8 protein-coding genes and 2 tRNA genes are annotated in these 11,885 nt (G+C 69.5%); 7 read left to right on the top strand and 3 right to left on the bottom strand.

Annotated elements, in window-relative coordinates; all coding sequences use genetic code 11:
* The first annotated feature begins 207 nt into the window (after nucleotides 1-207).
* From gyrB to AB8A24_RS01505, 6 genes are all read left to right on the top strand, one after another.
* Complete coding sequence (gene gyrB, locus AB8A24_RS01530; RefSeq protein ID WP_030383918.1) at nucleotides 208-2,229, top strand: DNA topoisomerase (ATP-hydrolyzing) subunit B; 2,022 nt, start codon at nucleotides 208-210, stop codon at nucleotides 2,227-2,229.
* 43 nt (nucleotides 2,230-2,272) lie between these two features.
* Nucleotides 2,273-4,879 (top strand): DNA gyrase subunit A, encoded by a 2,607-nt coding sequence (gyrA, locus tag AB8A24_RS01525; protein ID WP_369474342.1) that lies wholly within the window; start codon nucleotides 2,273-2,275, stop codon nucleotides 4,877-4,879.
* Nucleotides 4,880-4,882: 3 nt separating this feature from the next.
* Nucleotides 4,883-5,515 carry a DUF3566 domain-containing protein gene (locus AB8A24_RS01520; RefSeq protein WP_328962553.1) on the top strand — a complete coding sequence of 211 codons (633 nt, stop codon included), beginning with the start codon at nucleotides 4,883-4,885 and terminating at the stop codon, nucleotides 5,513-5,515.
* 118 nt (nucleotides 5,516-5,633) lie between these two features.
* Nucleotides 5,634-5,707 (top strand) — tRNA-Ile (locus AB8A24_RS01515).
* A gap of 144 nt (nucleotides 5,708-5,851) precedes the next feature.
* Nucleotides 5,852-5,986, top strand: a complete 135-nt coding sequence (locus tag AB8A24_RS01510; RefSeq protein ID WP_208809277.1) for a DLW-39 family protein — start codon at nucleotides 5,852-5,854, stop codon at nucleotides 5,984-5,986.
* Nucleotides 5,987-6,108: 122 nt separating this feature from the next.
* On the top strand, nucleotides 6,109-7,416 hold the full coding sequence (locus AB8A24_RS01505) for a hypothetical protein (RefSeq protein WP_369474339.1): 1,308 nt from the start codon (nucleotides 6,109-6,111) through the stop codon (nucleotides 7,414-7,416).
* On the opposite strand, the gene AB8A24_RS01500 is transcribed toward AB8A24_RS01505, so the two are convergent.
* Nucleotides 7,403-8,719 (bottom strand): serine/threonine-protein kinase, encoded by a 1,317-nt coding sequence (locus AB8A24_RS01500; protein ID WP_328962551.1) that lies wholly within the window; start codon nucleotides 8,717-8,719, stop codon nucleotides 7,403-7,405. The two genes, AB8A24_RS01505 and AB8A24_RS01500, sit on opposite strands and share 14 nt — an antisense overlap.
* 44 nt (nucleotides 8,720-8,763) lie before the next feature.
* On the bottom strand, nucleotides 8,764-9,312 hold the full coding sequence (locus AB8A24_RS01495) for a DNA-binding protein (RefSeq protein ID WP_328962550.1): 549 nt from the start codon (nucleotides 9,310-9,312) through the stop codon (nucleotides 8,764-8,766).
* Between the two features lie 162 nt (nucleotides 9,313-9,474).
* Here AB8A24_RS01495 and AB8A24_RS01490 point away from each other — a divergent pair.
* A tRNA-Ala gene (locus AB8A24_RS01490) sits at nucleotides 9,475-9,547 on the top strand.
* Between the two features lie 205 nt (nucleotides 9,548-9,752).
* On the opposite strand, the gene AB8A24_RS01485 is transcribed toward AB8A24_RS01490, so the two are convergent.
* Nucleotides 9,753-11,879 (bottom strand): DEAD/DEAH box helicase, encoded by a 2,127-nt coding sequence (locus tag AB8A24_RS01485; RefSeq protein WP_328962549.1) that lies wholly within the window; start codon nucleotides 11,877-11,879, stop codon nucleotides 9,753-9,755.
* Nucleotides 11,880-11,885 lie beyond the last annotated feature (6 nt).

The following is an 11,885-nucleotide window of genomic DNA, read 5'->3' as shown; positions in this document are numbered from 1 at the left end:
CCTCTTTGAGCCCCTCCCCGGATGTGGGGAGTCGGAGAGAGGAGGTTCAGGGCGGCACATGCGGACTCAGGTACCGGCAAACCCCCATTCATGTCCGTGGTACCGGTAGACTGGAGCGAATCCCGCCCATTCGCGGGATCACGCAGACAACGCAGATCGACGCGGCCGCTCCGCTGGCGCACTTGCTGGTCCGGAGTACGGGCTGCGCTGTGCCAGAAAGGGCGCTTCGTGGCCGATTCCGGCGACTCCAACGAGAAGAATTACGACGCCAGTGCGATCCAGGTCCTCGAGGGCCTGGACGCGGTCCGCAAGCGGCCGGGTATGTACATCGGCTCGACGGGTGAGCGTGGTCTGCACCACCTCGTCTACGAGGTCGTCGACAACTCCGTCGACGAGGCGCTGGCCGGGCACGCGGACACCATCGACGTGACGATCCTCGCCGACGGTGGGGTGCGCGTGGTCGACAACGGTCGCGGTATCCCGGTCGGCATCGTCCCGTCCGAGGGCAAGCCGGCCGTCGAGGTCGTCCTGACGGTCCTGCACGCGGGCGGCAAGTTCGGCGGCGGCGGCTACGCCGTCTCCGGTGGTCTGCACGGTGTCGGTGTGTCCGTCGTGAACGCCCTGTCGACCAAGGTCGCGGTCGAGGTCAAGACGGACGGCCACCGCTGGACCCAGGACTACAAGCTGGGCGTCCCGACGGCCCCGCTGGCCAAGAACGAGGAGACCGCCGAGACCGGCACCACGGTCACCTTCTGGGCCGACGGCGACATCTTCGAGACGACCGAGTACTCCTTCGAGACGCTGTCGAGGCGCTTCCAGGAGATGGCCTTCCTCAACAAGGGCCTGACCCTGTCGCTGACCGACGAGCGCGAGTCGGCGAAGGCCACGGTCGGCGCGGACGACCCCGACGCGGACACCGCCGAGCCCACGGCGCGCACGGTGAAGTACTACTACGAGGGCGGCATCGTCGACTTCGTGAAGTACCTCAACTCGCGCAAGGGTGAGCTCATCCACCCGACCGTCATCGACGTCGAGGCCGAGGACAAGGAGCGCATGCTCTCGGTCGAGATCGCGATGCAGTGGAACTCGCAGTACACGGAGGGGGTCTACTCCTTCGCGAACACGATCCACACGCACGAGGGCGGTACGCACGAGGAGGGCTTCCGTGCGGCCCTGACGGGTCTGGTGAACCGTTACGCGCGCGACAAGAAGCTGCTGCGCGAGAAGGACGACAACCTCGCCGGCGAGGACATCCGCGAGGGTCTGACGGCGATCATCTCGGTCAAGCTGGGCGAGCCCCAGTTCGAGGGCCAGACGAAGACCAAGCTGGGCAACACGGAGGCCAAGACCTTCGTGCAGAAGGTCGTCCACGAGCACCTCAACGACTGGTTCGACCGCAACCCGGTCGAGGCCGCGGACATCATCCGCAAGTCGATCCAAGCGGCCACGGCGCGCGTCGCGGCCCGCAAGGCCCGTGACCTCACCCGTCGCAAGGGTCTGCTGGAGAGCGCCTCGCTGCCGGGCAAGCTGTCCGACTGCCAGTCGAACGACCCGACCAAGTGCGAGATCTTCATCGTCGAGGGTGACTCGGCCGGTGGCTCCGCGAAGTCCGGCCGCAACCCGATGTACCAGGCCATCCTGCCGATCCGCGGCAAGATCCTGAACGTCGAGAAGGCGCGGATCGACAAGATCCTCCAGAACACCGAGGTCCAGGCGCTGATCAGCGCCTTCGGTACCGGTGTGCACGAGGACTTCGACATCGAGAAGCTCCGCTATCACAAGATCATCCTGATGGCGGACGCCGACGTCGACGGCCAGCACATCAACACCCTGCTGCTGACCTTCCTCTTCCGCTTCATGCGGCCGCTGGTCGAGGCCGGTCACGTGTACCTGTCGCGCCCGCCGCTCTACAAGATCAAGTGGGGCCGGGACGACTTCGAGTACGCGTACTCGGACCGCGAGCGGGACGCGCTGGTGGAGCTCGGCAAGCAGAACGGCAAGCGGATCAAGGAAGACTCGATCCAGCGCTTCAAGGGTCTGGGCGAGATGAACGCCGAGGAACTGCGCGTCACCACCATGGACGTGGACCACCGGGTCCTCGGCCAGGTCACGCTGGACGACGCGGCGCAGGCCGACGACCTGTTCTCGGTGCTGATGGGTGAGGACGTCGAGGCGCGGCGCTCCTTCATCCAGCGCAACGCCAAGGACGTCCGCTTCCTCGACATCTGAGTCGGCTCCGCTGACCGCCGCCTGAAAGGACTTCTGACCAGCAATGGCCGACGAAACCACCCCCACCGCACAGAACCCCGCGGAGGAGCAGCCCGTGCTGCGCATCGAGCCCGTCGGGCTCGAGACGGAGATGCAGCGCTCCTACCTCGACTACGCGATGTCCGTCATCGTCTCGCGCGCCCTGCCGGACGTGCGCGACGGCCTCAAGCCGGTGCACCGCCGCGTGCTGTACGCGATGTACGACGGCGGCTACCGGCCCGAGAAGGGCTTCTACAAGTGCGCCCGTGTCGTCGGCGACGTCATGGGTACCTACCACCCGCACGGTGACAGCTCGATCTACGACGCCCTGGTCCGCCTGGCCCAGCCGTGGTCGATGCGCATGCCGCTGGTCGACAGCAACGGCAACTTCGGCTCCCCGGGCAACGACCCGGCGGCCGCGATGCGCTACACCGAGTGCAAGCTCATGCCGCAGGCCATGGAGATGCTCCGGGACATCGACGAGGAGACCGTCGACTTCCAGAACAACTACGACGGCCGCAACCAGGAGCCCACCGTGCTCCCGGCGCGCTTCCCGAACCTGCTGGTCAACGGCAGCGCCGGCATCGCGGTCGGCATGGCGACCAACATCCCGCCGCACAACCTCCGCGAGGTCGCGGCCGGTGCGCAGTGGGCGCTGGAGCACCCGGAGGCCTCGCACGAGGAGCTCCAGGACGCGCTGATCGAGCGGATCAAGGGCCCTGACTTCCCGTCGGGCGCCCTGGTCGTGGGCCGCAAGGGCATCGAGGAGGCGTACCGGACCGGTCGCGGCTCCATCACGATGCGCGCGGTGGTGGAGGTCGAGGAGATCCAGAACCGCCAGTGCCTGGTGGTCACGGAGCTCCCGTACCAGACCAACCCGGACAACCTCGCGCAGAAGATCGCGGACCTGGTGAAGGACGGCAAGGTCGGCGGCATCGCCGACGTCCGTGACGAGACCTCGTCGCGGACCGGCCAGCGCCTGGTGATCGTGCTCAAGCGCGACGCCGTCGCCAAGGTCGTGCTGAACAACCTCTACAAGCACACCGAGCTGCAGACGAACTTCGGCGCGAACATGCTGGCGCTGGTGGACGGCGTGCCGCGCACGCTGTCGATCGACGCCTTCATCCGCCACTGGGTGACGCACCAGATCGAGGTCATCGTCCGGCGTACGAAGTTCCGCCTGCGCAAGGCGGAGGAGCGCGCCCACATCCTGCGCGGTCTGCTCAAGGCGCTGGACGCGATCGACGAGGTCATCGCGCTGATCCGGCGCAGCAACACGGTCGAGATCGCGCGCGAGGGCCTGATGGGCCTCCTGGAGATCGACGAGATCCAGGCGAACGCGATCCTGGAGATGCAGCTCCGCCGCCTCGCGGCCCTGGAGCGCCAGAAGATCGTCGCCGAGCACGACGAGCTCCAGGCCAAGATCAACGAGTACAACGCCATCCTGGCCTCGGAGGAGCGTCAGCGCTCCATCGTCAGCGAGGAACTGGCGGCGATCGTCGAGAAGTTCGGCGACGACCGGCGTTCCAAGCTGGTGCCCTTCGACGGTGACATGTCCATCGAGGACCTGATCGCCGAAGAGGACATCGTCGTCACGATCACGCACGGCGGTTACGTCAAGCGCACCAAGACCGAGGACTACCGCTCGCAGAAGCGCGGCGGCAAGGGCGTGCGCGGCACCAAGCTGAAGCAGGACGACCTGGTCGACCACTTCTTCGTCTCCACCACGCACCACTGGCTGCTGTTCTTCACGAACAAGGGCCGGGTCTACCGCTCCAAGGCGTACGAGCTGCCGGACGCCGGCCGCGACGCCCGCGGGCAGCACGTGGCGAACCTGCTGGCCTTCCAGCCGGACGAGAAGATCGCCCAGATCCTCGCGATCCGTGACTACGAGGCGGCGCCGTACCTGATCCTGGCCACCAAGGGCGGCCTGGTGAAGAAGACGGCGCTCAAGGACTACGACTCGCCCCGCTCGGGCGGCGTCATCGCGATCAACCTCCGCGAGACGGAGGACGGCAGCGACGACGAGCTGATCGGCGCGGAGCTGGTGTCCGCCGAGGACGACCTGCTGCTGATCAGCAAGAAGGCGCAGTCGATCCGCTTCACGGCGACCGACGAGGCGCTGCGCCCGATGGGTCGCGCCACCTCGGGTGTGAAGGGCATGAGTTTCCGTGAAGGTGACGAACTGCTCTCCATGAGCGTTGTGAGGCCGGGTACGTTCGTCTTCACCGCGACCGACGGCGGCTACGCCAAGCGGACGCCGGTCGACGAGTACCGCGTCCAGGGTCGTGGCGGTCTGGGTATCAAGGCCGCCAAGATCGTGGAGGACCGCGGATCGCTCGTCGGGGCGCTCGTGGTCGACGAGACGGACGAGATTCTCGCCATCACGCTCGGCGGTGGTGTGATTCGTACGCGCGTCAACGAAGTCAGGGAGACCGGCCGTGACACCATGGGCGTCCAGCTGATCAACCTGGGTAAGCGCGATGCCGTGGTCGGCATCGCCCGTAACGCCGAGGCCGGTCAGGAAGCTGACGAGGTCGAGGCCGACGAGAACGACACCGAGGTGGCCGACGGACAGGCCGCCGAGGCCGCCGGGGGCACGCAGCCCTCGGCCGGGGAGCACGAGGAGTAAGTCGTGAGTGGAGCCACGGGCGCCGGACCGGCCAAGACTGGAGCGAACGGTGCCCGTGGCCCTGCCGCGGACTCCCAGGGGGGAACCGTGACGGACACCCGAGGACCGAAGCCGTCGGTCGGCGCGGACGCAGGCCAGGACACGCCCGCACAGCCGTACCACCCGCCGCAGGCCTACCCGGCGCCCTCGGGCCCGGGGACGGCGCAGGGCGGCAAGGGAGCGGCCGCGCAGCGCAAGCCGCGCACGGGGGTCCGTACGGCCCCTCGCACGCGCAAGGCGCGACTGCGGGTGGCCAAGGCCGACCCGTGGTCGGTCATGAAGGTCAGCTTCCTGCTGTCGATCGCGCTCGGCATCTGCACGATCGTGGCGGCGGCCGTGCTGTGGATGGTCATGGACGCGATGGGCGTCTTCTCGACCGTCGGCGGCACGATCAGCGAGGCGACCGGTTCGAACGAGAGCAACGGCTTCGACCTCCAGTCGTTCCTGTCGCTGCCGCGCGTTCTGATCTTCACGTCGGTCATCGCGGTGATCGACGTGGTGCTGGCGACGGCGCTGGCGACGCTGGGCGCGTTCATCTACAACCTGTCGGCGGGCTTCGTCGGCGGTGTGGAGCTCACCCTCGCCGAGGACGAGTAGGCCCTCTGTTCGGGCGCCCGCGACGGGTCGGATGACCTGCGCAGACGCCCTCGGGCAACGGATTTTGGCCTGACCGGGTCTGTGCGCTAATCTTCAGGAGTCAGCGCGCAGCGCGGATGGGGCTATAGCTCAGTTGGTTAGAGCGCATCCCTGATAAGGATGAGGCCACAGGTTCAAATCCTGTTAGCCCCACAGTGTCGAAGACCCCCAGGCCAAGGCCTGGGGTTCTTTGTCGTCGGGCCAGTTGGTGGGCCGGCAGGTCACCGATCGGTATCGGTCGGTGTGTATTGTTGGGCGCCAGAAGTCCCCTACGTCAACGAAAGACGAGGTCGCGCGGTGAAGAAGCTGCTCCTGGTCGCACTGGCCGCCATCGGCGGGCTCCTCGTGTACCGCCAGATCCAGGCGGACCGCGCCGAGCAGGACCTGTGGACGGAGGCAACTGACTCCGTGCCCTCTGGTTCCGGTGTGTGAGACCCAAGGCTGATCTCATGAAGCCCCGGCTGCCGCTGCTGCCGGGGCTTTGTGCTGCTCTGTGACGAAAACTTCCGTTATGTAAATATTTGGCTTGCGCGAGCAAACTCGGGGTGGGCGTGATGGTTCGGGGACGGACGGCAGTGTGGGCGGCGGCCCTGGGCCTGGTGGCGGGGCTGCCGGGGGTCGCGTACGCCGACGGGGCCGCACCCGGACCCCTGCCGACCTACCGGGCCGCCGACGGCGCCCAGGCCGTGGAGGGCAAGCCCTCCACGGCGGACGCCCCGCTGATCGAGGCCGGGAACGTCTACCGGGACACGCTCGGACCGGGCGAACGCATGTACCGGCTCGTCCTGGACAAGGACGGGTCCGACGTCTACGTCTCCGCCGTGGTCCGCCCCGCGGCCGGCGCGAAGGTCTCCGGCGGTGACGGCATCGACGTGGAGATCATGACCACCGCCGGGCGCTCCTGCCCCGACAGCGGCGGCCGGGCGAACTTCGGTTACGACGCCTACCCGATCGCCGCCGCCGGGGTCCGCAGGGGCTCCGAGGACGAGGACTGCGCGCCCGCGGGCGTGTACTACGCCAAGGTCACGCGGACGTCGGCCAAGGGCTACGACCAGAGCCCCTGGCCGCTGGAGATCAAGGTCCAGCGGGAGCCCGGCCGCGGCCCGGGCGCCCCCACCACCGCGCCCGGCACCTGGCCCTCGGGCGCCCCGGCGCTGCCCGGCACCGAGGCGGTGCCCCGCGACGGCGGCACCGGCTTCAACGACGCGCGCGCCCTGGGCGCCGGCGTGTGGCGCGACGAGATGCGGCCCGGGCAGACCCGCTTCTACCGGGTCCCGCTGGACTGGGGACAGCAGCTGGGCCTCGGCGCCGAACTGGCGGCCGCGAAGATGACCAAGACCTACGGCTCGGCCTCGGGCGGGCTCACCGTCTCCCTGTACAGCCCGTACCGGGGCCTGATCTCCGACCAGGACGTGTCGTACGACGGCAAGCAGGCCGGGATCACCCTGGAGAAGACCCCGCCCGTCACGTACGAGAACCGCTTCGCGAACGACCGGACCGTGCAGCCCGTCTCCCTCGCGGGCTGGTACTACGTCGCGGTGACCATGGGCGCGAAGGTCGCCGACTTCACCGAGGACGCGGTGCCCGTGCCGCTGACCCTGCGCCTGGACGTCGCCGGTGCGCCGGTCAAGGGGCCCGCGTACCAGGGCAGTCCGGCCGCGGGCGGCTTCGGGGTGGGCGACGAGGACCGGGCCGCGGCCAGGGAGGGGCTCACCGCCCCGGAGGCGGCCGAGGCCGCCGAGCGGCACTCCACGATGCGGATCGTGGCGGGCGCCGGCTTCGGCACCGGGACGGTCCTGCTGCTGGTGCTGGGTGGTTGGACGCTGCTCGGGCGGCGGGGGCGCGGTCCTACAGCTGCGTGAGGGCCCAGACGCCCACCGCGAAGCAGAGCAGCGCCGCGGCGAGCAGCGAGGCCACCGCCTTCGCCGGGGGCGGGGCGATCCCGCGGCCCGGCCGGACCGGCGCCGCGGCGAGGGCCGAGGGGACCGGCACGGCCGGCGGGGTCGCCGCGGCCGGTGTCGTCGGCGGCGGGAGGTGAAAGCTGCCCGTCTCCGAGGGCCCGTACCCCGGCGCCTGAGCCGGGACGGCGGGGGCGGGGGCGGCGGGGACCGGGACGGCGGGGTCGGCCGGATACGGGGTCGTCGGCGCGGACAAGGCCGTCCCAGCGGCGCGCGCCGTACCGCGCGGGTCCGGCCGGACGGGCTCCGCGGGCACCGTGACGGAGGCGGAAGTACCCGGGGTCGCGGCCTCGGCGGCGGGCTCGCGCGGGGGCGCGGCCGCCGTGCTCAGCGGACCCTGCGGGCCGAATCCGGGCGGCAGCGGGCCGAGTTGGTCGAACACCTCCACCGGTTCCTCGTCCGGGGCGGGCGGCGGCAGCAGCTCCACGGCCTCGGCAAGGGCCTTGCGCGCCCCTGTGGCCGTCCGGAAGCGGCTCTGGGGGTCCGGCTGCAGGAGAGCGGCGATGACGTCCCAGAGCGGGGCGGGAACGCCTTCGGGGGCGCCCGGGGTGCCCTCCGCGAAGAAGTGCTCCACCAACGCCTGGGAATCGGGCTTGCGGCCCTGGAGGAGGTACAGGGCGACCAGCCCCACGGCGAAGAGGTCGGCGGGGAAGTCGGGCTCGGCGCCCAGGAGTTGCTCGGGGGCGAAATAGCCCGGCGTGCCGACCACGTAGTCGGTCTCGGTCAGCCGCGGCTCGCCCTTGCGCATGGAGATGCCGAAGTCGGACAGCCGCAGGTGCGGCCGCCCGGTTCCGGTGGCCTCCATCAGGATGTTGGCCGGTTTGATGTCGCGGTGCACCACGCCCTCCGCGTGCACCGCCGCGAGCCCCGACAGGAGCTGGTCGAGCAGGGCGCACACGAAACGGGGCGGCAGGGGACCGTAGTCCCCGATCACATGACCGAGCGAGCCGCCGCCGATCAGGTCCATGGTGAACAGGACCTTGTCGTCGTCGGCCGCCCAGCTGGCCGGAGCCAGTACGTGCGGATGGTCGATCCGCAGCGCCTGCTCCCGTACGAACCGCAGGAGCGTGTGGGCGTCGCTCTGCAGGAGGACCTTCGCGGCGACGTAACGGCGACGGCGGTGGTCCCAGGCCCGCCACACGGCACCGGCGCCACCGCGTCCGATCGGATCGATCAGCTCGTACCGACCGGCGAACACCTCACCCATCGCTGCGCCCGTCCCCTGTCACCCGTCGTCCGCCCTCGTGCGTGTCAGTTCTGGTGGGCCTCGTAGTGGGCGACCGCGTCGGCGGTGCGGCCCGCGCCGTACACCCGGAGGAACTCTGCCAGTTCCGGGTGGCTGGGTGCGAGGGTGTTCGCCGCGTCGATGATGTCGCCGGCCGCGGAGACCGAGCGCAGCAGCGACTGGATCTCGCGGACGACCCGCTTGACCGTGGGTGCGCCGGAGCTGGTGGTGGTCTGGCCGCTGTTGCTGAGGACGGAACCCCCCTGGGTCTTCTTGATCTCGTCCATCCGATCGGTGGCCTCCCCCGCGCTGACGCTTCCGTCGGACACCTGGCCGGCGAGATCCTGGAGGGCCTGGACGCGCTGGACCACGGCCGGGTTCCCGATCTTGGCTCGCTGGCCGCTCATCAGCTGGGACAGCATGGGCGCCGACAGTCCGAGGACGGCAGCGAGGCGGGCCTGGTTCAAGCCGAGGTCATCTATGAGCCGGCGGAAGAGCGCTCCCAGCGGCTCCCCGTACCAACTGCGCTGAAGCTCTCTGGCTCTGGCCGTGGCCTCTTGTTGTACTGCGTCCACTCTGACTACTCCCCTTCGCTGGTGCGAACCTCGCGAGCATCTTACGGAGAGTGGTCGCACGGCGGGAGTCCCTATCATTTTGCGAGATGAGGGGGTACACCCGGTACTCTGTTCTGCGGAACGACCACACCTCCCGCACGGGACGGGTGCGTCCACTTCCACGGGGCCTTAGCTCAGTTGGTAGAGCGCTGCCTTTGCAAGGCAGATGTCAGGAGTTCGAATCTCCTAGGCTCCACTTGCCTAAATACTCTCTGACCTGCGGAAACGCGGGGAGGAGGGTCTTTTTGTTCCGATTCTCGTGCCCATCAGTGGGCATGGCGGTGCCCACTCGGCCTACGAGAAGCCCTGATCATTCAGGAGTGGGCAGCCACTCGTCTCCCCCGTGGATCCCCTGGATCCTGTCAGAGAGCCTTGCCGTAGGCAGGATGAGCGAGGCCTGCCTACGGGGAGGTGAGTGTGGTCAGTCGCACCGGCTCTGCCAGGACCGTACGGGCCGCTTCCTCGTCCGCGGCGCGTGCGGCGAGCGTTGCCTCGGCCAGCCGGGCGGGGAGCGCCTCGCTGAATTTGAGACCGCGCACCGCCCGTCCGTCTACGTCGGGAAGGCACATCCCGGCAGCGGTGTCAGCGACAGCGGATTTCCAGCGGGCAGGGGAGAGGTCGTCGCGAAGCCGGACCCACTGGTCGCCGAATCGCCGCTGTGGGGCGACGACAGCCGGCAGCGAAGCCGCCAGCGTGGCGTTGGCACGATGCCCGGCCCAGGTCCACCAGCGGACGTCTCCGTCGGCAAGACGGGTGATGAGAGTCCCAGCCGGGTGCACCGTGTGCAGGTGAGTCTCGCGAGCCTTGGTGAGTCTGGCGGTGGCCCGTTTCGTCAGGCGTACAGGGGGGTCCTCACCGAGCAGGACATCGCGGGCCGCTCGGGTCAGCGTGAACGATCGGACACGGTCCCCGCCGAAGCCGCTCCACCGGGCGCGTCCTCCCTCGTCGGCCGGTACCACGAAGCAACGCCTGCGGCGCCAGTCGATGTACGTGACGAGCCAGCTGCGTCCGGCGAGCAGCAGCTTGCGCGGCCCGGTGACCTCCTCGGTGAGCAGGTCCGGATCGGTACGGCCGATTTCCGAGCGACCGCTGAAGACGGTGAACTCGGGCGGGGCGGTGAACACCGCCGTCAGGTTCATGAAGTGGCGGTGTCCGTAGCGGCGTTCCGCCTCCGGGCCGATGAACAGCAGCCCGCCGTCCTGGTCCAGGAACCCCTGCTCCACCAGGTGGCGCACCACGGGCGCCGCATCCGGGCCGAAGGGACCGACACCGCCCCACCACTGCTGCCACAAGTTCTCCCCGACCCGGTGCTCCTGCAGGCACAGGGCCAGCAGCTGCTGGGCCGCCAGGTGGCGGGGCTCGGGCGGGGCGACGACGGGTTCCACCCAGCCTCGGGACCACTGGAGCAGGAGAGCGGCAGCTGCCAGCAGGCCGGCGTCGTCGAGAGCGAGGAACAGGCAGTTGCGCTTGTTGCCCTGGCGTCGCCCGGTGCGGCCCAGGCGCTGGAGGAATGAAGCGACGGTGGCCGGTGCATCGATCTGGATGACCCGGTCCAGGTCGCCGACGTCGATGCCGAGTTCCAGGGTGCTGGTGGAGACGATCACGCAGTCGCGGGCTTCGGCGAAGGCTTGCTCGGCGCGTCGCCGCTCGTCCACGGACAGCGAGGCGTGGGACAGGAAGGTGGTCACGCCCCTCAGGCGCAGTTGCTCGCCCAGTTCTTCGACCGTACGACGGCTCTCGCAGAAGACCAGGCGCTTTTCACCCCGGTGCAGTGCCGCGATCACGGTGGCCGCGTTGGCGACGGAGCCGACGTAGTCGAGCTCGATGTCCACGGAGGGCGCGGGTGCCGTGCGATCCGCATCGGGCGCTACGACCCGGCCCGGCCGTCGCCCCTGTCCCGCGCCCTGCAGCCAGGACAGCAGCTCGCCGGGATTGCCGACCGTGGCCGACAGGCCGACCCGCTGGAACGGGCGTCCGGCGACACGGCTCAGGCGTTCCAGGACGGCGAGCAGATGCCAGCCCCGGTCATCGCCTGCGAAGGCGTGGACCTCGTCGACGACGACGGCGTGCAGACCCGCGAAGAAGGCGCGGTGGTCGACGTGGGAGCTCACCAGCATGGATTCCAGGGACTCGGGCGTGGTGAGGAGGATGTCGGGACGGTCGGTGAGGATACGGCGGCGGCGGGGCGTCGTGACGTCGCCGTGCCACAGCTCGGCGCTGCGGCCCAGCCACTCGGCGTAGGTCCGCAGCCTGGGGTGGAGGTTGTTGAGCAGAGCCTTGAGCGGGCACACGTACAGCACACTGGTGCCCTTCCAGCCGTGCCGGTTCATCCGTGTCAGCAGCGGGAAGACGGCCGCCTCGGTCTTGCCGCCGGCTGTGGGCGCGAGCAGGAGAGCGTCCTCGCCGCCGAGCAGGGGTGCGACGGCCGCCTCCTGGAGAGGGCGTAGGGAGCGCCAGCCCAGTGCATTGACGATGTGGTGTGCGAGGGCCGGGTCCAGGAGGTCGAGGGCGTCGGCCGGGTCCGTCATGACGGG

This window comes from Streptomyces sp. BF23-19 (assembly GCF_041106355.1).
Classification (GTDB): domain Bacteria; phylum Actinomycetota; class Actinomycetes; order Streptomycetales; family Streptomycetaceae; genus Streptomyces; species Streptomyces virginiae_A.
Note: the sequence above shows the minus strand (reverse complement) of the source record. Positions and strands in the feature narration are given on the sequence as shown.